21 protein-coding genes are annotated in these 22854 nt (G+C 30.0%); all 21 read right to left on the bottom strand.

Annotation, left to right across the window (positions count from 1 at the left end):
• Window positions 1-111: 111 nt before the first annotated feature.
• Window positions 112-375, bottom strand: a complete 264-nt coding sequence (locus tag CIW83_RS04865) for a hypothetical protein (protein WP_143598517.1) — start codon at window positions 373-375, stop codon at window positions 112-114.
• Window positions 376-454: 79 nt separating this feature from the next.
• Complete coding sequence (locus tag CIW83_RS04860) at window positions 455-1066, bottom strand: SGNH/GDSL hydrolase family protein (protein ID WP_094899743.1); 612 nt, start codon at window positions 1064-1066, stop codon at window positions 455-457.
• 521 nt (window positions 1067-1587) lie between these two features.
• The gene (locus CIW83_RS04855; RefSeq protein WP_158220017.1) at window positions 1588-2352 is read right to left on the bottom strand and encodes a class I SAM-dependent methyltransferase; all 765 of its coding nucleotides are present in this window, start codon (window positions 2350-2352) and stop codon (window positions 1588-1590) included.
• A gap of 667 nt (window positions 2353-3019) precedes the next feature.
• Window positions 3020-4099, bottom strand: coding sequence for a hypothetical protein (locus CIW83_RS04845; protein ID WP_094899740.1), 1080 nt, complete (start codon window positions 4097-4099; stop codon window positions 3020-3022).
• Between the two features lie 382 nt (window positions 4100-4481).
• Window positions 4482-6248, bottom strand: a complete 1767-nt coding sequence (locus tag CIW83_RS04840) for a S41 family peptidase (protein WP_201259681.1) — start codon at window positions 6246-6248, stop codon at window positions 4482-4484.
• 377 nt (window positions 6249-6625) lie between these two features.
• Entirely contained in the window at window positions 6626-7468 is an 843-nt protein-coding gene (locus CIW83_RS04835) for a M55 family metallopeptidase (RefSeq protein WP_094899739.1), read from the bottom strand.
• A 530-nt stretch (window positions 7469-7998) separates the two neighbouring features.
• On the bottom strand, window positions 7999-8847 hold the full coding sequence (locus CIW83_RS04830; protein WP_094899738.1) for a GNAT family N-acetyltransferase: 849 nt from the start codon (window positions 8845-8847) through the stop codon (window positions 7999-8001).
• 153 nt (window positions 8848-9000) lie between these two features.
• Window positions 9001-9693, bottom strand: a complete 693-nt coding sequence (locus tag CIW83_RS04825; RefSeq protein WP_094899737.1) for a hypothetical protein — start codon at window positions 9691-9693, stop codon at window positions 9001-9003.
• A 119-nt stretch (window positions 9694-9812) separates the two neighbouring features.
• Window positions 9813-10304 (bottom strand): GNAT family N-acetyltransferase, encoded by a 492-nt coding sequence (locus CIW83_RS04820; RefSeq protein ID WP_094899736.1) that lies wholly within the window; start codon window positions 10302-10304, stop codon window positions 9813-9815.
• A 231-nt stretch (window positions 10305-10535) separates the two neighbouring features.
• Window positions 10536-11297 carry a hypothetical protein gene (locus CIW83_RS04815; protein WP_094899735.1) on the bottom strand — a complete coding sequence of 254 codons (762 nt, stop codon included), beginning with the start codon at window positions 11295-11297 and terminating at the stop codon, window positions 10536-10538.
• A 125-nt stretch (window positions 11298-11422) separates the two neighbouring features.
• Complete coding sequence (locus tag CIW83_RS04810; RefSeq protein WP_094899734.1) at window positions 11423-12004, bottom strand: bifunctional 2-polyprenyl-6-hydroxyphenol methylase/3-demethylubiquinol 3-O-methyltransferase UbiG; 582 nt, start codon at window positions 12002-12004, stop codon at window positions 11423-11425.
• 700 nt (window positions 12005-12704) lie between these two features.
• Window positions 12705-13478, bottom strand: coding sequence for a metallophosphoesterase (locus tag CIW83_RS04805; protein WP_094899733.1), 774 nt, complete (start codon window positions 13476-13478; stop codon window positions 12705-12707).
• 239 nt (window positions 13479-13717) lie between these two features.
• The gene (locus tag CIW83_RS04800) at window positions 13718-14575 is read right to left on the bottom strand and encodes a 5'-3' exonuclease H3TH domain-containing protein (RefSeq protein ID WP_094899732.1); all 858 of its coding nucleotides are present in this window, start codon (window positions 14573-14575) and stop codon (window positions 13718-13720) included.
• Window positions 14576-14860: 285 nt separating this feature from the next.
• A complete protein-coding gene (locus CIW83_RS04795; protein ID WP_094899731.1) occupies window positions 14861-15598 on the bottom strand; it encodes a GNAT family N-acetyltransferase in 738 nt (245 codons plus the stop codon).
• 238 nt (window positions 15599-15836) lie between these two features.
• On the bottom strand, window positions 15837-16370 hold the full coding sequence (locus CIW83_RS04790; RefSeq protein ID WP_094899730.1) for a GNAT family N-acetyltransferase: 534 nt from the start codon (window positions 16368-16370) through the stop codon (window positions 15837-15839).
• A 296-nt stretch (window positions 16371-16666) separates the two neighbouring features.
• Window positions 16667-17188: a GNAT family N-acetyltransferase gene (locus CIW83_RS04785; protein WP_094899729.1), complete on the bottom strand. Its 522-nt coding sequence runs from the start codon at window positions 17186-17188 to the stop codon at window positions 16667-16669.
• A gap of 260 nt (window positions 17189-17448) precedes the next feature.
• Entirely contained in the window at window positions 17449-18291 is an 843-nt protein-coding gene (locus CIW83_RS04780; RefSeq protein WP_094899728.1) for a GNAT family N-acetyltransferase, read from the bottom strand.
• A gap of 282 nt (window positions 18292-18573) precedes the next feature.
• Window positions 18574-19329, bottom strand: a complete 756-nt coding sequence (locus tag CIW83_RS22105) for an NUDIX domain-containing protein (protein WP_158220016.1) — start codon at window positions 19327-19329, stop codon at window positions 18574-18576.
• Window positions 19330-19522: 193 nt separating this feature from the next.
• A complete protein-coding gene (locus CIW83_RS04770; protein ID WP_094899727.1) occupies window positions 19523-19993 on the bottom strand; it encodes a pyridoxamine 5'-phosphate oxidase family protein in 471 nt (156 codons plus the stop codon).
• Window positions 19994-20360: 367 nt separating this feature from the next.
• Entirely contained in the window at window positions 20361-21173 is an 813-nt protein-coding gene (locus tag CIW83_RS04765) for a DUF692 family multinuclear iron-containing protein (protein ID WP_094899726.1), read from the bottom strand.
• Between the two features lie 469 nt (window positions 21174-21642).
• Entirely contained in the window at window positions 21643-22854 is a 1212-nt protein-coding gene (gene hydF / locus CIW83_RS04760) for a [FeFe] hydrogenase H-cluster maturation GTPase HydF (RefSeq protein WP_094899725.1), read from the bottom strand.

The following is a 22854-nucleotide window of genomic DNA, read 5'->3' as shown; positions in this document are numbered from 1 at the left end:
TTGTATTCTAACCCTCCTCTGGAGCATGTCCATTCATCATGGACTATCAGGCTTTGCCAAACGCTATATCTTTTATTTATTGCACATAGTATAAAGGGAAAGTCTTAAATTCTATTTATAATCAGATATAGTTATTCTAAGTTTAGATTTTGCGGCATCTAAATTTGAAAAATTATATATTCCAAATTCTCTAAATGGATTTTCAATTATTGAATCAAGATTAATTTCATAATTTTTATCTTTTTTTATCTCTCTTGAAATCATTCCCAGTAGTTTAAATATTTCTTCCTGACTTAAATCTATCTTATTTTCAGAGGACAAGCTATTAATTCGGTTAGTTGAGCCATGTGCTTTAGCTCTTCGAATACTTGACACCATTTCTGCCAAAGCAGACTTGGACATTTTGTTAGCAGAAGTGTTTTAATAGTGTCTTTCCTCTATCTTTTAAACTTTTTTAAATACAATTTAAATACCCTGCAATAAATGCTGCTTGTAATTTTTTAACTTCCTCTTTAAAATGAACATGATCTGAATAAATATCCGTACCTAAATTTTTAGTAAAATTATATATGTCTATGCATGATATGTTGTATTCTTTCATTATTTGTTTAGCAGCATTATCATAATTATCTACATCTTTACTATATCTTAAAAACCCTTCTTTTCTTAAATTATGAATTGCATCTATGATAGGTGTCAATCCAATCCATATAATTTTATTTGCCATCATTTTTGATATTTTAATTATCTTGATTAAATTTAACTTGTATTCTTCTAAGTCAACTTGAATCTTATTTGAATATCTATCAACTCGAATATCATGTAACCCACAATTGATAACCAAAATATCATATCTAGCATTTTTTTGATACTCTTCTATTAAATACTCTAGAACCATTCTACTATCGCCTGCATTACCTCCAATTGGTTTATCCAAATCCGTTAACGCCTCTTCTATACCTCTTTTTCTATCATAATCAAATTTATCTTTTATCATTTCTCTAAGGTATGGTCCATAGTGTATTGATACACTATCACCTATAACAAATATTTTTTGCCTTTCCATCTATACTTCTCCTTGCTTACTTTTTAAAATTTATAATGTATTAACTTAAAAATATATTTCTTTACTGACACTTTGGATTTTAACGCCTCCTAGCCTAGCTGCTTAGCGAAAAGATGTGTTATGGCTCATCTTCGGAGGTTTGACTTTACCACAACTAACTCAAATCCATTGTTATGTGTATTACTTAAACTTACTTTTTTCAAAAGGTATTCTTTAAAATTATTCATCATTTCACAATTACTCTAGTAGGACATAATCTCATCATCAGGTATATCTTAAACAATCATATCATAACCTTCAGAAATAAAAAGTTGTTCAATTGAAGTACTGCCTTTGGCACTAGGTTTGTAGGCTAATTTTCCTTGATATGATCCAGTGAAGAGATGTCTTCAAATCTTATGTTATGTGATCGTGACTATGACTTTCATTATCATACCTGTAAGGCAAGTAATATTAGCTAACTATTATCTTAAATGGGGATGAAAGTTCTCCTTTCACATACTCACAACTTATACTATTCTTTATTTTAATTTACTGTAATAAAGGTAGCTTTCATATTCTAAAATTACACTTCCATTACTACTATATTGGTTAAATAAATCTTGTAACTCTGATATCATAGACTGAAAATGATGATCTTCTTCATTTGGCATATATGAAAAAGAGGCTAATTCTCCTTTTAATCTCTCAAAATCAGCTTTTTGATGATTAGGAAAAACCTTTGTATGTATAGTTCTATCATCAAAGAACTGTGACATAATGTCATCATCATTTGACTCGTTGGTATAGCTTGCTGCATATCTTCTAATAAGTTCTAGATATTCATGCATAAATCCATATGACTTTCTATTTCTGAAATTCCATAGTAAAACAACCATCCCATTAGGCTTAAGTATTCTAAAAAATTCTTCTTTTGCAGGTTGCGGGGAGAACCAGTGAAATGCTTGTGCTACTGTAATAATATCAATTGATTCAGATTGTAACTTAGTGCTCTCAGCAGACCCATCAATAGAATAAAAATTCTCATAGTCTTCAAGCAAATATTCTGCTACTTTCCTCATCTCTGGATCTGGTTCTACAGCATATACTGTATTCCCATTATCCAAAAACATTTTAGTACAAATTCCTGTGCCTGAACCTATATCAGCTATTATTGAATTTTTATTAAGATCAGCAGCTTCATGTAGATAACCAATTATTTCATTAGAATACCCTGGTCTATACTTAGCATAATTATGAACTCTATCACTAAATCTTTTAGTCGGGTTTAACTCTTCTAAACTCATGTTTAATACCTCCATATTAATTAATTACACATAACTATTGTTTTTACGACATATGCCGTCTAATATACCCTTTAGATTAAGTTTCTCTGTCTATTCTAACAATTATATTAAGCAAACTTACAATAGTTTATATGCTTTTTTAAGTTACATTAGTATATATTTCTATAGTCTTTGAAATAGAATAACCTAATGATTCTTGCATATATCTTAAATCAATATATCCTTCCAATAGATGTGTTGGAAAAGAATGTCCTAGAGTGTAAATCAATACATATTTCTTTATTCCTAATTTTATTTTAGCATTCTCTTATAATCTTTGTACTGTCCTTTCAGCTATAAATTCCTTTGGATTTTGTCTAGTAAATAGTGATATCTCACTTCTTATCTTTACTTTTACGCATAAAATTTCATATTATATTACTAATTCGCCAAGCTTTTCTATATTCCTTTATTTTTTGCAATACAAATTTCGACAAAATAAAAAAGACTTCTATAAAAGACTAAATAAATTGTATGAGTTTTTTTGAAATTCATTTTACGTAAGGTCTAAGTTAAAATAGAATCTTTCTATAGATTATAAATAAAGCATCTAATCTTTCAATTAAATGCTTCAAGTATTGTGATCTCCCCTATGGTATGTATAATTCTCTGTGTACACATATATACTCTATTTTTTCAGACCTAATTTAACTAATTTTATATAATGTTGGATATCTTTTATAGCTGGACTAAAATAAAAGGACGCATTGCAACATCCACATCTCCAATAGGTATTCCCATCTATTGCATACTCTTGTCCATGTATGCATGTGCCTTTTATACGATTCGAGCATCCTATGTCACTCCATAAAAAAATTTGTTTAACAGAATCTGGGCACTCTTTTAAATAATCTAAACATCTAGATACATTTCTAATACGAAGATATAAAACGAGTTTTGTTTTATTAGATGACATTAGGTAATGGTATGGTCCCTTTTTTCTTACTTCACTTTCCTTACTATAGTAAGCATAACCAGGACCCTCATTTGATTCTCTAGGCCCTGCATAATAACCCATTTCACTAAGCACTGCATCCATGGCATAAACAAATTCTTTCTCCTGCTTTGTATGCATTTTATCAGCAATTATATCTGCATCATTTCCATAATTCACAGTATTCATATCATCTTGAAACAATTTATAATGACAACTAAGAAAATCATTAATTCGGTTTGTTATATGAGCCTTATCCGCCATTAGTTTCAATATAGTTAAAACCTGTGTATTATCAGGATATAATATATGGATGCTTTCACTTGCAATTTTATAATTTTTTAAACCATCAAAGCAAAAACCATAATCACTCAGTCTTTCAAAAATTATTGGAATATTTCTAACGTCATTTATTGCTTTAAATTTATTTAAATCTACTATAATAGTTCCGCTATGCAAATCTCCAGCAATCAAAAGATAATATAGGAGCCTAAGCGGACGATATACCGCACTTCTTGACTCCCTCGCCTCTTTAGTAGAATACTTATACTCCAGTAATTTATGCAGAGGCATCCCATAGATTTCTGGAAATTCAGCAATATTACCATATATATTGGTAAACATATCCCATACTTCTTGAAATGCAGAATCAAATTCTTCCTTTGACATATGATTTAAGAAGATATCATGAACCTCAAAGCTATTAGGCAATCGCACAACCTCGTCCTGCCTTACTTTTGCCCATTCCTGTATCCAATAAATATTCTCCGTCATCATACCCCTCCTTTTTCACAGATTTTTATTATTATTTCTACTCAATATCCCTATATATGAAATATCTAGTCTTTCCAAACCAAAATTCAATATCCTCAGCTACTAAAACCTATTATCTAGATTCCATAATAACATATTAAATATGACACCTGTATGTCATATAATTTTTTAATTATATCTTTATATATCTAAATTAAAAGAAAATATCATTAGATCCCTCTTTTTCACTAAAATTACGCCTACCGTTCTATAGCTTATCAATGTCACCCCCCCTAATATTATTTCTTTCCCATATCAATAAGCCTCTGTTATAAGAAGTGATGAGATCTCTTCTCATATAATTCTTCACATAATATAGACAATGAGCCTTATTAAAACTTTATTAAAAACTTTCTTTAATTATTTCGATAGCTCTTTCAATAAACTCGTCTCTACCTTCCCTAATTCCCTCTATAGTAGGATTCATATAAATATTTGGTTGTATTCCTATTCTTTGAGTAGGTTTTTTATCTGGATAGTACATACCAAATCCACTTATAGTAGACTTTATGTTTCCTGGAAGAGTAAAGGGACGCACATCACCATTAGCTCCTGCTGAAGGTCTTCCAAGAACAATTGAGTTTGGTGTATTCCTAAGAGACATAGTTGTAGTCTCTCCTTGGCTAATAGTATGTTCATTTATTAGAATCACTAATTTACCCTTATAGACCTCGTCATCTAAAATCTCATTGTTAGATTCCTTTGGTTTCCCTGACACAAATGGATCAAAATAATAAAATTCACCTGGTACTGAACGATTAGGAAATGACATCCTAACAAACTCTTTTTCAGCTGACATTAGGTATTCTGCTAATTTATAAGCAATTTGGTTAGAAGGGTAGTTTCTAAGATCTACAATTAAGCCTTTAGTATTCCACCACTTCTTCATAATTTCTTCAATCTCGCCATTTTTCAATAGCCCAGCATTTATATAGTAGATCTTGCCATCTTCCATCTCCTGCGATTTAGTATCCACATGGACATTAATATCCTTTTGACTACCTTTTACATTTACATCAATTGTCTTTCCCTTTCGAATCACAGTAACATCAGTATTCTTCTCGTGAATTCGAAATAAGTCAAGAAAAAACAAGCTTCCAGTATCCTCTCTTGACTGAGATATGTATTTTCTTCTATTCTCTAATATTTCATCTATATCTTTATCTCCAACTTTTAATACAATATCTCCAAGCTCAAGTCCACATTTATGAATTATTTTACTTATAACAATCTGATTGTCAACTTCAATAAAGTTTATAGGAATCCTATACTTTCCGAAATATTTAGAAATGTAATCTCCATCTTTATCTACTACATAAGCATGAGAATCATGTATTCTAGTTGTCAATTCTGCTATTGTCAGTAGATAGGATTCATAATCTGATCCATGTATAAATTTGGGGATAAATTCCAGAAGTACTTGATCCCAGTCTTCTCCAATAACATCTTTATATGGATAATAATATTCTATAATATTCCAGTAACGAAATAAACCAAGTAGCCTGTAGCCAGTGTCATCAAATTTTATACTAGGATATGAGTTTTCATTTTCCATAAACGGATAGGGTGAATCATCCTTAAAACTAACATATGCATTTTCTCGATCTGAGATATTAGTATCTAAAAGACTCGATAATTCAAGACTCAAATTCTTTCCTAGATATTTCTCGTCTTTGCACCAGCCTATAGATGGACTGAGCTGAATGGAATCTTCAGAAAATTGGTATTGCTGATCTATATCTCCAAAATCATTTTTACTATCTAAAAAATGAATCCACTCATAGAGAATTGAATTAACATCTGAATTTTCTTCTAAGATATAGGGCATAACACGAAAAAGTTCATAATCCCAATTAACTTCTCCAGATATAACCTCAGGATGATAATATTTCACAACTCCCCATACCTTACAGAGTTTAGCAAGATCCATTATCTCCTTTTCAGTAATACTGGAAAGATATATTCCACTTCCATTGTCAAATTCTTGGTCCTTATTTCTTCCAATTTGATGAATATCTTTTGTTGAAGAACATCCCCAAATGATAAAGTAAATAAAAAACAAGCTACATAACACTATTGATTTCCAATACTTCTTTTTTTCTTCTTTCAATTTTACTATCCTCCTATAATAATCTCTAGAATCAGGCGATTATCCATTTAATGATGTATAATTTCTGCCAGCACGAAAGACATCTAGTTCAACTTTAATATTTCTCCTATTACTGGATCTACACCATTGATAAAATCTGCAAATATATACTTAGCTTTAATATCAGGATAAATTGAATCATCGTCTATTTCACTATGCCTAAAGTATTTAGTTGAATATGATACTTTTAATCCCTATAAGTTTACCTATCATCACATCATCCTAAGCCTATACCCTAACACAAATACCCTGTTATAAGAAATGGAAAATTTCTCCTATACCAGCTTCACAAATATACCTAATTATTCATTTTATACTTTACTTATCAAGTGTTCTTTTTATTTTGATTTTTTCTTAATAAAACCTCTGACATAATTAAATAACTCAAGCCCAATTTCAATATCTGGTGATTCCCATTTAGCCGTAGTTTCAGTAAAGTTACCTTTCCATGGGAATACTTCCGATGGAGCGAAATAGTAACCTTCTGTCAGTTCCATATAAAAATCACAAGGCTCACCAATTGAAATTACATCTCTTTTATCTATAGTTCTTATAGCTTCCATCACTCCACTTTTTATAATCTGATAAGTCTCAATTGGTGATGGTTCCCATCCCGTTGCCTTATTCTTTACTGTGATACAAGTAACATTCTCAGAAATTTCTTTCGCCTCTTTATGTGATGCATGACATCCAATATTGGCAAGATATTTAGTGCCACAAAAACTTAGTGTCCCCTGTCCAATTTCAGCTATATGCATTTTATTAACAAATAATGATTTAATTGGTGGAGTTTGAATAGTATGTGGAAAATACGCCCAGGGTTCTCCGTTTCTAGCATGTTGTCCTACTGTAATTAATCCAAATGGATTAGATTCAGCTTGACCTCTAATTCTTCGCCAATCAAAACATCGATTTGGAGTGTCAAATATCCTTACATTATTAGGAAGTTGTTCAATAATTACATTAAATTCTGCATCTCCTGCATAATGCCCATCATATAGTAAAATCTCATCAATTCCACACTCTGTTGCTGCTTCGCATACTGCTAATACATCGCTAGTTAAATATTGCCTGCCCATATCTCTCCAAAGATTTGAACCATGATATATCGCCTCAACATTACTTTCAAAAATTCCACTTGCCCCTTCCATATCTGCTATTAAAATAAGTTGTTTCTTCATTATACCACCTCATATAGTATGAATTTTCTTTAATATACTTTTCTAATATATATTGTAACTTACTTTTCAAATCATTTCCCGGAAATAGGTCCGAAATCACTGTTCCTTATAACGTCTCAGTATTTGCGGCAGCCCTAAGTCTGCTCCTATAGTCCTTCTTCGTATATTTTCTATCTTTAACTATATATTTTCGTCTTTGATTTATCATACTACTTATACTTATTTTCTCTTATGAAATAATAGTCATATGTAACAAACTTTTTATTTAATGGTAAATAGCCTTTTCGTACTAGTGATGCAATACATTTGGCATTTCTTTTAACAATAATTCTATCTTCAAAATTTATATTATTCACTATTGTCTCCTCTATCTATGTATTAAGAATCTATCAGTAATCTATATGAATATGTGATAAACATTTACGTAAATATAATGTTATAAGAAGTGGTAAAATCTTTTTCCCCATTCTCATTAACACGATACAATAATAGAGAATAATTTAATAATTAATGCTCTATTTATTTATAAATTATTCTAACTTTATACAATAAGTTAAACATGTATCTGTTTTCTTAAATCCCAACTTTTCATACAGATGAAGTGCAGCTAGATTATTCTTATCTACCATGACCATCAACTCATCAGCTCCATTATTAAAAGCATGTTTTACCGATTTATTGATTAAAGCTGTTCCATAGCCAAGATTTTGTTTATCCTCTGCTACTTCCATTAAATAAATCTCTTTCGAAAACTTGCTAGTAACTATTGAACCTACTACCTTATCATCCTCTAAAATAATAAAGATATCGAATTTATCTAAAGCCTCTAACAATCTCTCTCCCGTCCAATATACATCAGGGTGAAACTTATTATGAATCTCAACAAAACTTTCATAATATTTTTCATTCAACAAGATAATATTACCAACTTCAGTCATACTCTCATATTCATTCTTACTTAATCTAAATTCATAGTCAAAATCTAATAGCTTAGCTCCAATTGTTTTCATAAAATCTATTGCCTGTTCATTCTCCCTAGGATAGGCTGCATCAAATCGATATCCCTTAAAATTATCTTTGACATATGCATAAAATTCCTTCGCTACAGCTTTATAATTATTCTCTGCGAAAACTCCACCTATAGCCTCTAAATACATTTCTTCTGGTTCTACAAGCAAAGCCAATACACCTAAAATGTTAATATGATCAGTTAATATTAATAATTCATTATTAGGATGATTAATCATATTTTTAAATTGTCTTAAAATATCATTATAATCAGTAGGAAATGCTTTACACTTATGTTGTGGATTTAAATTAAGTTGATATGCATATTTTGCTACACGTTCTAAATCTAGTATATCTACACCTTTAATCATCTTTTGCACCTCATCAAATATAAATTTTCTTTGCTCTAATTTATTTTACAACTATCAACATCTTACTTTTATTCAATATGGCATCAAAAAAACAACCCAATAATATATCACCATGTCATATAACAATTAGGATTAACGATGTATCCTCTTTAGCTAGTTTTTTATATCATAACTTATAATTGCATTGTTTCTATATATCAAGATTACAGAAATTCCGGATGAATTATATGCTCTTACTATCGTATCTTCACCTCTTAAATTTCTATTAAAATAATCAACATAAATGTCTAATCCATATAAACCTAATTCTTCTTCTAAAAATTTTTGTGCTACTATTTCTTGTTTAACCATTATTCTAGTTCCAAAGTCAGATGGTTTATAATAAAATAAGATTATCGATATTCCAATTGCAATGCCTACTAAAAATGAGATATTTTGTCTCATGTCATGCTTATTTTTATTTTTATATGGATAATCAAATATTGATTTTATTAAAAATAAAAGCAATATAATAATTTTAAAATCAATAAGTATGTTCTGAATAATACTAAGCAATAAGTATACAAATAAAGGTATATCTACTATAGATAAAAAATTCTTAATCCAATTTTGATGACATTTTCTATTAATTATTGCTAGTAAAAGATAAATACACATAGTAAAAAAAACATAAAGTAGACCACTAGTAGTATCTGTTGCAAAATAGGATATTAAAAATAATGTGATAATAATTAGTACTCCAATAAATAATCTTATAATATCCCAATCCTTACTCTTTTTTATATGTATAACCCTCTCTGATATTGATAAACCTGCTAATATTAAAGACAATACTAGAATAACCACGCTATCTCACCTCTTCGAATTAAAAAATTGAAACATATCACTTAAGTATATCATTCAAGAATCATAAAACCCTTGGCAAACTTGGCTTAAGGCTTTAGATGTACTAAAGTAAAAGAAAGTTAATTAGTGGTTAATGTAATACTAAATTTATACATATATTCATTTTCCTCTTCATCAAAAATAATTCCTAATAAATTCCCCTTGTTCTTTTCTATAATTTTCTTTGAGGCTATATTGTCTATATTACAAGTTAAAATTACCTCTTCTATTCCTATCTTCATAGCCTTTTCCAATGCCAATTTTAAAATTTGAAAACCATAACCTCTATTTCTACAATCTGGTGATATATCATAGCCTATATGACCAGCACATTCTATCTCTTGATGTCTAATTCTTACTACTCCTACAACTTCTTTTTTATCAATTAACCAAAATGTTGAGGTTATAACCTCTCCTTGAGGCAAGTCCTTTAAATAATCTTGGAAATTTTCTAATGCTCTTTTATATTTATTAAAATAATGTTCATCATTTGTTTTTCTGTATGCTAGAACATAATTTTCAAAGCTCTTTTGATATTCTTTATTAGGCTCAATTAAAAATAAATCTTTCATAAGTTATCCTCCGTCTTATATAAAGTTGTCAAAGTCTTACATATAAGAAATAAAAAGGCAATATAGTTTATCCCTATCAAGTTAGCATATGAACGTACCATCCCTACTCTAATATTTTGAATAGACGACACGTCTCCTCAATATTTATCGTCTATTCCCGCTCTAAAACTTGTCCTACTAGCAGAAACAATTACGCTGTATTAAGTAATGACCTAACACTATAAATTTATTTTATAACATTTGGCTTCTTATTTCTTTTTCATTTTCAACTATAAATTGATAGCTCTCATCCATAAATTTATCCATGGAATTATTTTTATATATTTCATTTAGATAATCATATAGTGATCTTCCAGTGACAATCATATTGTAAAAGTAAGGATAGGCATTTCCGCTTTCATGGTAAGGGTTAATTTTATTAAACTCTTCATCACTTAGAATCTGTTCCACTACTGCTTCACTTAAAATCCAAATTAGACTAGGAGCTTCATATTGTTCATATGAATCCTTATACTTTTTATTCCATAGATAAAACCATAGATAATGAACAATCTCATGTAATGCAGAACCCATAGAACCTTCATCACTATTCATGTAGAACACATCAAAAACATGCTCTCTTAAGTATCTAGGACTTATTGGATTCAATGTTATATTACATACTAGATCATTGAAAATATCACTCGTATCAAATTGAAATATTGAAGAGAAACGCTCATTAATTAATCTTTCGTAACGATTCCAATTTTCTTGATATGATATAACTTTACTTTGTATTTCTTTTTCTCTTGACCTATACAATTCAAAAACTGTTCCTGATATCTCTTTAACAATATCCTTATTATCACTACTCTTATCAAAGGAACCTTTGAATTTTAGCAATTCGGGAAAGAAATGAAAAATTGGTTCACTCCAAAACTCATCCTGTTTTATAAACTCTGAAATTGATTCCACAGAATATTTATATCCTGGATCTTTATATAGCAACTTCATTCTGATGCCCTCCTTCAAGTTCCGATTTATCTAATCGTGATAAATACTCGTTACTTCACATATTTCAACTAATGTTTAACTAAAACAAATAAAAATTTATTCTCCCCAAAGTTCTGCTCTGATATTTAGATGTCACTTTTCTTGCGGGCCATGAATTCTATAATACCATGATAATGTGGATCTCCATCATTAGAATCATATTCTAATCCTTCACAGCAGCATATTAATTCAAAATCTAAAAAATATTTATTTAACTCTTCTTGTGTAAAAAAGTGTACATATAAATCCTTTTCATCTATATAGAAAGTATTGTCTTCCACCTGTTTATTACTTTCTTTTAGAGAATTATATCGTTGCTCTAATGTTGAAAATACACTTAAATATACAATCCCCTCTTCTTTTAAACCCTCTTTTATTTTTCTTATTATTATATCAATCTCTGATTTTTTAAAAAAATTCAATACATTAGCTGCTATTATTATTGTATAATTATCTTTCTTTATATCATATTTTCTTAAATCTGAAATAATCAAATCAATAGTACAATCTTTTTTGGCAAACTTTTCTTCACATCGTTTTATTGCTGTTTCAGAAATATCCACTCCATCAATATTGAAACCTGAGAAAATAAATGGCAAAGCATTTCTCCCCTCTCCAATTCCCAAATCAAGTAAATTTCCCCTTTTAATCAAATCAAAATATTGCATTAATTTTGCATCTGGGTTTGAACTCCATAATTGGTTTGTTTTTTGATAGCTTTCTTCCCATATATTATTGTTTCACAAGATAGATCATCCTTTCTTTCTATTAAAATATACGAATATTTGCAGTGCCCCTAAATCAGACCTGAAAAATCCCCCCTGGTAGAACTCTACTTTCGGTTAAGGGATATGGTGCACATTGTCCTAGGAATGTGTACCATGCAACTTTAGTTTTATAATACAAATTTACTTTATTAAAGCATTATTTATATTCTCTTTTTAATGAAGTTATTGATAATATTTTCATCTATAAATGGACACATAGATACTAATCCATTTACTCCATGAATTTCGTAGCTTTTCTTTGCACAGTCATTGATTATATTTTTACTTATAAATGGTGCTATAGATGTTAATACTTCATATTAATCTCAAAGTAATTAATTGTCTAACAACTTATACTTGAGTTGAATAATTAATAATATTCAAGTATCAATTGATAACTAATTCTCATTATATTATAATAAATAACATCTCGGCTTTTCAGATCAAGACCCTCAAAAACTAACCCCAATATCTCTACCATCTTATAACATTTCACACTCTACGCTTAGCTTAGTGAAAAAATGTGCTTTGGTTTCTTAGAAGACTTGCCTTAAATAGTCAAAGTGAACTTGAGTGTTTTTTATTAATCGTCAGAATGAGCTTACCTCCTAAGATCTTGCGTACCAATATAATTATGTGCTGTTAATATAGTAGTAATCATATTCATCGACCAATTATCGTATTTTTCAAAATATCCTTTTTTATCAAAACCTTCTATTAGTTTTAATTTATCATATTCAACATACTGTCTTGATGTTGAAATGCTACCTTCACAAATATCTAGTATCATATATTGTGCTCTTGGATCTCCATTAAAAGGCATTCCTACAGAACTAGGGCATATAAACCTTTTTTCGTTCACTTTCTCATCCATGAACAAATGATAATGTCCAAAAATGCAAACATCACTTTTCATATCATCGCTAATCTCAACAAGCCCTCTCATGTTAGGAATATTATGCTCTCTTCTTAAGCTATCAACTAATGTAAAGACTTCGATCTCAGATGGATTATGGCATAAACAGATAGAGATTCCTTCCTCTTCTATTAAAATATTCTCTGGAAGAGATTTTAAGAAAGAGATACGTTCTATACCTAGTTCGTTATATATTTGCTTATTTACTGGATATATCCAATCAGCATTTTCTTCTATTGGAGTTATTAATTTATCAATATTCCCTGATATAATTAAATGTTTTTGACTTTGCTTTTGACAATGCATTAGCAAATCAACAGTTTCATTTGATGCGTAACCACCAAACACATAATCACCTAGAAAAAAAATCTTATCTATCTCTTTGTTATCTATATCCCTTAGTACTGCTTCAAAAGCAAAATAATTACTGTGAACATCAGCAACTAATGCAATTTTCATATAATATATTCCTCCTCCTGCTAAAAATGATTAATATGAAAGTTCAATTTCCACCTGCATCTCTTGCCCAGCAACGAGACGAAGACATGTGTACTGGCTATTAAAAGAAGCAACCTTATCAGTACGAAGAGTCATACCTTGTTAACTGAACTCTGATAGTATGACACTCCCAATTACCACTATCCAAATCCTATATTTTACATTGTAAATACTTTATTGTATTTCTTATACTAGTTTTGCTAAACAATACCAGTATCTTTAAGAATTTTCATAGTTGTAGACTTTTCATTATTATAGTTATATATAGTATCATGAATTAAAAAAGGTAAAGGAGCATTTCCAGTTAATTTAATCAAATCTAAATCGACTTTAACTCTTGCGATGTTTTCATTAAGTGTTGCTTTTATTGATGGCAGTTGTATATTTGTTAAGTTTTCTAGAATACTATGCACACCACCATACTCGTTAATTAGCTTTGTTGCTGTTTTAGGTCCAACTTTGGGAACACCTTTTAAATTATCGGACTTATCACCAACAAGAGCCTTGTAATCTGCAAACATAGCTGATTTAACTCCATACCGTTCAAACACTTTTTCTTCATCATATATGACTGTATTTTTACCACGATAAACATATAATGATACATTCTTATCGATAAGTTGTAAAAAATCAGTATCATTTGAAACAATAAATATCTTCATTTTTTCTCTATACATTTTTACATAACTTGCAATAACATCATCTGCCTCAAAGCCATTGATTGTTTCAAAATACCTTATATTTATGTATTCTAGAGATTTCATTATATCTTCTAACTGTGAAAAAGGATTATCAATTTCTTCAATATCAGTATAGTCTGTTCTATTAGCTTTATATTCTGGATTAATTTCTGCACGATTGCTACCACTTTCTCCATCAAAAATAACAACAATATTGGATGGCTCAATATTTTTTATTATTTTTAATAATGCCCCAAGGAAACCCACTATTGCATGAATAGGCTTGTTATCTTTACCCAGTATTTTTGCAGGCATTCCATAAAACATTTGAAACAGTAGATTATGTCCATCTACTAATAATAACCTTTCCTTATACAAGCTCTCCTCCGCTAGTTTTTTTAATTGTGTATTTTACAACTATCATCAGGCTAATTCCTTACTTAATTTTTTCAAATCCAAACTCACTTTCAATATAATTTCAATTAACATTCTAGTATTTGTGATATCCTTGTGAGTCGGACCACATAGCTAGTCCCATTGGTGGAGCTTCGCTCCCGATGAAGATATGCGGTGCACATTACCTAAGATTATGCCCTAGTGCATCTTTGCACGAGTACATTGTTATCTAGTTATGCAACATACCTTCAAGAAATATCTCAATATCTATAATGTTATCGAGACAACGATTTCTTCAGATCTAATTTCAAATCCTAAGCTATTAGATAAACTAATTGAAACAGTATTTTCAGAATCCACCCAATATACAGGGAGAATGTTATTATTTATGCACCATTTAACTGCCTCAGCTACAACCTGTTTCCCAAAACCTTTATTTCTATAATTCAAGTCAGTCCATACGGCAATATTTCCCCCACCAAAATCTATATCAGAAATTTTACATGCAGATACGATTTTCTTATCCTTAAGTACAACAAATTTTCTGCCTTCTATAATCTCATCTTTTTTTCTTTCCCAGATTTCCACTTTCTCTGCTTCATCTATATTTTCTAAATTATCCATGAAAATTTCCTTTGTTAACTTTATTGCAGATGAATTCAATGAATTGTATATATCATAATTTTCATTAGGAATCAATCTATACATCTTTCTCAAACTAAAATTCCCTAATTTATTACTAAAAAAAGTATTAAGTATTTCAATAATCTCATCTACATTTCCAATAGCTTGTTCTTTAATAAGAACAAATAAGTCATCATAATATTGAGGTGCTACTGAAAAAATTAGTTTTCCATCTATATGTGTTGATATCACGTATTGTACAAATTGACCATTTAAAGGTTTATTTCTTTGATTAGAGCTAAATATCCTTTTATTAATTTCAAGTTCACCTTTATCTATGCCTAAGTACTTATAGTAATAATCTTGAAATGTTAAGTTCAATTCAATTTTTCTCCTCTCATCATGTTAAAATCTTTACTCTGAAATTAGACTTTTAGATAACGACTAGTATTTGCAGCGTCCCTGAACTAGAACTGAAAGATAACCCCTGCTCCCAGTAAAAGGATATGGTACACAATGTCCTAAGAATGTGCCTAGTACACCTTTGCACAAATTCGCTGTTATAAGATATGGCGGTTCTTTTATCCCATATTATTCCCCATAAAATAAAAAATGCGACTTACCTTATGAAACTATCTAATTTTTTATATAGATACAATAGCAAATCATCATCAACAAAAACATCTCTTCCTGGCTTTACTTTAGCATTATTATATACAAGTCCGTTTCCATCAAGAACATATCCATTTTTCGTATATAATCTCTGTGCACTTCCATAATCTTTGTATAACCCAACACCAAGACCTATGTAATCGTACTTATTTGAAGCAAATTTTTCACATTTATCTATTAGCATTTTACCTATGCCTTTCCTTCTATATTTTGATATGACCACCAAATCATTTATTTCTGGAATGTTCTTCTCCAGAAAATGCAGATAAGATGATTTATAAAGGATATTTACATATCCAGCTATCTCATTATCAATAAATGCTATAAATGTTACTCTCTCTTTTGTTTCATTTTGCTTGAAACAGTGATTAATATACTTCTCAAATATTCCTTCACATCCAACCGGTTCATTAAAAGCAGTTACAATTTTTATAATATCATTTTTTTGTATAGCTCTTATTGATATAACATCATTCTCCATAGTAAATTCTCCTTATTTTTTCTATACACAAAATTATATGTTACACAAAATCTTGTTTTCATTAAACAGGCCACTAATGAACAGCTCCGATATTGCCATGTCTTATAGCGTCCACGTATTTCTAATATTTCATAACCTTAGATAGCTTCTATCTAAGGTTATGAAATATGCACAACGAATAGAAGAATTTTGCTATAGGAAGTCCCAATGGTTTTACCTCTTTACCCTCTAAATCATACTCACTAAATTCATTTTCTTTTGCAGTGTCTTTAACATTAGTCTAGCCTACGTAAAGTTTAATCAAGTATTTTCTCGAAATTTATTCCATCAATCCATTTTCCATTTTGGTAAATATACTGATTGTATCGACCTGTAAATTGAAATCCATTTTTTATTAAAACAATTTGTGAACCTATGTTATCAGGTGATGTACCAGCCTCTATTCTATGAAGCTTATGCGTATTGGCGGCTTCATCTAAAACCAATCTTACCGCACTTGTTGTATATCCTTTTCCTTGATGTCTCTCAGCTATTCTATAGCCTAGTTCAGCCTTATTAAAATTTCCTCTTGTTATTGATACTAAATTTACCCTACCAACAATTTCTCCACCCTCAGTTTTTATCAAATACATGTATACCAAATCTTTTCCTTGTTCCTCAATTAACTGCTTTATTATAGTTTTGAAATTATCAAAACTATAGTAACTACTATGCCTTAATAAAAATTTACTTTCAAAAAAAGTTCTATTTTCTAGTTCAAATTTAAAAAGCTCTTCCTCATCTGATTGCTCAAGTAACTTAATACCTATATTAGTCATAAAAACACTCCTTTACTTCCTATTACTGAATACACTATAAACTAATTTAAATAATACTCCAAAGAATGACCCTGATATTGCCATTTATTATAATATCCTAGTATTTGCGACTCCGCTGAACTTCCCCCTAAAAATGGTTCCCCTAGTGAAGCTTTACTTTTATTTCTCGAATTTTTCAACACAATTGCATACTTCAAACCCAATTTTTTCTGCCATCACAGTCATAGGTAAAATGATCATACTATTCTGCATATAATATATCACTTTATAAATAATCTCCTAGAATCCTGCGCTTGTACAACTTCAAATCCTATATTTTTATATAGCTTCAATGCCTTCTCATTACTTGCCAATGCATTTAAATTCACACCTGCTTTATTTTGTTCTAAACCTCTATTTACTGTAAATTCTAATATCTTTTTACCATAACCTTTTCCTTGGTATTTGATATTAACAAATAATAAATCTATTTCAGCATTTTTAACCATTGAAGCTCCAATCATCTCATTGTTTTCAAAAAATAGATAAATATATTCTTTTTCCTCAAGTGTATCCTTTCTATTATTTTCAATTGCCTCTTCACTTGCACCTAAATACCAATTATATGGCTTAATATCATTTTCTCTTCTTACTACTGAGAAAGCTTCACTCTCAAGTCTTATTTTATCCTGATAATGCTTATCTTCATATTTTACTGCATGAATATTAGGTTCATTAAATTTATCTCCCTCATATGAAAATCGATATACAGAATACCAATATTTAAATCCAATTTCATTAAATAACTCTTGCCAGTTTAGATTATCTTTCACATGAAAAACTTGAATAAAATTTATAGATTTCTCTATAAAAAGCTTTTTAGCTTCTTCCCAAAGTTTCAAACCCACAGGCCTTATTAGCTCATTAGCTGCAGCTCCCATTTCAACATAACAATAGCTACCACTCATTGCTAAATGAATAAATCCTTGAATTCCATTATCATCATATACTAAAATTTTAGATGCGGATTTTAAAGCTTCAATTTCTGCTGGCATTGCCTTGTATTCTAATGTATATATCCTAACAATTTCATCAATATCATATTGTTCATAATCTCTAATCATATTTACTCTCTCTTCCCTCTAATTAACTAAGCCTCTAATTATATGCAAAATTTCGCCTAACCTCCAAATACTGGTAATATGTCTGAATCCAACCCTAAAAAGAATCCTCCTTTTGCATTTCTTGCACTCAGTTAGAAGGTAAGGATTACAGGACATCAACTCCTTAATCAAAAATTGCCTTTAACCTCCTAAGACTGATTGATGTTAAACTCCCCCTAATATAATTTTACTACCCAATGTCGATAAGCCTATGTTAAATTATGATCCAGATGGAATAAACGATTATAATAGCTTGATCAATTCTTTAGGATATAATTTCTTAGTACCATTTATTAGCTCATCAATTTCAATCCATTTCATCGTACAGGGCATTATATCTCCTTCCATAGTTGTCCCACCAATTAATTTTCCGTCTTCTATATTGTAAAGTTCATATATCTGAACGATCTCATGGGCTTTTATACCATCTATTTCAAATATGTTGCTTATTATATGTGATAAACTATAGTCTATTATATCTATATTAAGCTCTTCTTTCATCTCTCGTTTCAATGCATCTTCGCTAGTTTCTAAAAACTCAATTCCTCCACCTGGCAAATAATAGTATACTTCCCCCTTATATTCCTCTTCAAGAACTAAAACCTTATTTTCTTTTCTCAATAAGCCTCGTACAGTATTCCTTATTGAGCTTCTTAAATAATCTAAAGTTATTACTTCGCTATCAAAAAATCTCTCTTGAAATTCAGTTAAAGCCTTAATCTGATACTTATCATAATCATTTAGTTCTTCTGCAACTACTAGCTTGTCCTCTGCATCATCGTTCCTCTTTATGATACCAATAACCTTCCCCTTAAAGCTACTTATAGGCTCGAATATACCAAGAATATATGCATAAATCTCCCCACCATCTCCTGCTTTAGTTCCTTCAATATATCCATAATTTATTGGATATATAAAATTATGTTTAGGATGCTTACTTCCCATCGGTCTATCAATCTTTACTGTTATTACTTTACCCAAATATTCTATCGTAGTCATTCACCTCAATTTTTATTATTCATGGACTTGACTATAACCCTAAGTAGATTTAAGTGCTTTGCTAGATATATCTTTTAGAGTTAAATCTTCTCCCTCTTCTTCCGCTCCTTCTTCAATGTTCAACAAATTTTTTAAATGACATCGATATGTCCAAGTATATGGACTCCTATACTAATATAGCAAGATTTAGAAATCATGATACAGGGACAATATCAATATCGAACGGAAACTGCTCTGCTTCTTTTTGTTGAAAGTTTACTTTATAACCTACTCCATCCTTATAGAAAAACCCTTCCTTAAGTTCAATTCTTATATAACACATATTTTCATCATTTTCATTATTATGTGCGAAATACCAAGGCTCAAATACCTTTATCAATTTTTCTCTAATTTCTTTATTTTCCGTTAGTAATGGATGTCCAATATTATAGCCATTTCCGCTAAAGCGGTATAGCTTATTGCATAGTGCAACTTGACTGTTGTTCTTCAATTCCTGAACCTTTTGTGATTTTGAATATGTAACTACATAAAATGAGCCATCTTCATAGAAAGTGTCCACAAATCGAACTGATGGTATATTGTCTTTTACGGTAGCCATTGCAAGCTGATAATCCTTTGCGAATAATTCACTCATAACCTCTATGGCTTTTTCATAAACATTCATTTTCAAATCCCCCTAAAATTTTTATTTTCTATATACTTTAATACTATACAAGTTTACAATCATTATATGTTAGAACACATACATTACTTATTCTACAAAATTTTCTATATTCCTCTATATTTCATAAAATTTTTATAAAATAAACAAAGCATCCAATCTCTCAATTGAATGCTTATCACATTACTTACTTGGGACACTACTCCTGTCTCTCTTTCCCATTTCAGATAACGTTTTGAGTGTTCACGACGTCAGTCAGCTCTCACAACTCGCAACTCTAATTGCTGATGGATGTTGGGAACTCTCTGTTATAGGAAGTGATGTTGCTTTTTATCTACCATAAACCTTTGCATAATAAAAAGATTCAGAATTAGATTTTCTTACGAACAATTTCATCTATCTTTTTTAATTGTCTTTCTATGACATTTTTATCGCTTCGCCATGAATAATGTTCTCCAAAACCCCCATATTCTAAAGTAACTATTTCAGGTTTTGTCATTCTTAATGCAAACTCTAAGGTCTCATAGTCTTCTTCGGTCATTTCTAAATGATTATCCCTTAATCCATCATCAGTTGTCCTTGTACCCACCGTATGAATTTCCTTTACTCGCTCCAACGGCAATGCTAACAAATAATCTATTAACGGTAAACCTAAGCCGCTTGCTGCTACTTTTGCATGTGCTAAATCAAGCAACAGCCCTACTTCATATTCACTACATAACTCACTTATTAGTTTAGGAGAAACTGAATGCTTAATAATCTTAGGACTATTAATTTCGTAATATGGAGTAAATGGAACATTTTCAATTAAAATTTCTACATCAAGATTTTCTTTCCATAACTTTAAAGAATATCCCATACGCTCTTTTACCATTTCAAATGTTATTTCTTGTCCATCCCAGTCAGAATTATATGTTCCACAATGCAAACCAATGAAACTACTATTACAAAATTTAACTTTATCTTTTACTTGATTCCAATCTACACCACTTAATTTAGTAGTACCAGTATGCTGTGGTACATCTGTACCTACACCATGCAACAATAACTTTCCATATTTTTTATACTTAACTGGTATTTCTTCATCTGATTTTGATAAAGCAATTTTTACATAATCAACGGATACCTTTTTTTCATCAATTAATTCAATTAACTCTGTTGATAAATTACATCCTATTTTCATTGTTTACCCCCTTTAACTTCCAAATGAATAATATTCTACAAACACGTATAGACAATACCTCAATATATATCCCTCTTCGACATTTTTTCAAACAAGTCCCCAAAAAACTGCTCCGATATCATCATTTCCTATAACTATTGTATTCCTGAACCTCTAGCTCAGTAATACCTCTAGTTTTTCTATATTTGCCAAATCAAAGTTTGAGAATATTATACTATAATAGTTCCTTCTACCATCACCACCTCAAGTAAAATCTCAACCATTAAAATATATCATCTAAATGACTTCTTATCTTTCTTATACTATTCTTTGATGCATGAGTATATATTTTAAATTACCCAATAACTCCTATCCTATATTACCTATTCGCCAAACCTCCCCATATTCCTTTATTTTCCATAATACAAATTTCGACAAAAATAAACAAAGCATTTAATCTTCCAATTGAATGCTTTGTCATATCTTCCCTCTATATAAATACCTTCACAGCCCTATTCAATATTCCAGTCAAATATGCCAATAATATACCATAATTAGTAATAGGTACTCCTTTATCACTACAAACTCTCATTCTAGTTTCCATAGTCTTCTTATTCAACATACAAGATCCACAGTGAATAACTAAATCGTAAGTTTCTAAATCCTTAGGGAAATCTTCTCCCATTCTAAAATGATAATCTATTTCTTTTCCTAGATGTTTTGTTAATAGCTTTGGAATCTTCACCTTGCCTATATCTTCATGAGAGGTATTGTGAGAGCAGCTTTCCATGATTAGAATTTTGGGAGTTTCTTTTTCTTTTAAACTTTCTATAACCTTTATACCTTCTAAGAATGTGTTTAAGTCTCCCTTTTGTCTAGCCATTATAATAGAAAAACTAGTGAGGTTTATACTTTTTGGTACTATTTTATCTACTTCTTTAAAGGCTTGTGAGTCTGTGACTACAAGGTCTATATCCTTTAAGTCATCTATAGCTGAGGCTAGTTCTGTATCTCTCACTACATAAGATTTTATACCATGATCTAAACAGTCTCTAATCAATTGTACTTGAGGTAGAATTAGTCTTCCCTTTGGTGCTTCTGCATCTATGGGAACTACCATTATTACTTTGCCTCCGTAGGGAATGATATCACCTATTAAAGTCTCCTCTTCCTTATCTGCATCTAGATTTTTTATTAATTCATCCTTTAGATAAGATATTGTAGTATTATCTGTTGTAGATACAAAAACTACATTTTCCCATTTCTTCTCATTATCTATATTACTTTTAATTTCTCCTAATCTTCCCTCTGATACTATATCAGTTTTATTTATAACTATAATATAGGAAATATCTCTTTTTTTAAATTCCTCTACAAATTCTTTATTATAGTTATCATCTATATCAGTTATTTCCATTACATAGATAGCAAAGTCTATCTTTTCCAAGGTCTTTATGGTTTTCTCTACTCTTAGTTCTCCTAGATGCCCTTCATCATCTATGCCTCCTGTATCTATAAATACCACAGGTCCAAAGGGAATTAACTCTACCGATTTAGATACTGGATCTGTTGTAGTGCCTTTGATTTCCGATACTAAGGATATTTCTTGCCCTATAATAGCATTCATAATAGATGATTTTCCTGCATTTCTTTTTCCGTAAAATCCTATATGTTTTCTATTGGCTCTTGGCGTATTGTTCAT

The sequence above is a fragment of the Tissierella sp. P1 genome, from assembly GCF_002266425.1.
In the GTDB taxonomy this organism is placed as follows: domain Bacteria; phylum Bacillota; class Clostridia; order Tissierellales; family Tissierellaceae; genus Tissierella; species Tissierella carlieri.
The sequence above is the reverse complement of the archived record's forward strand: the minus strand, read 5'-3'. Positions and strand labels throughout refer to the sequence as shown.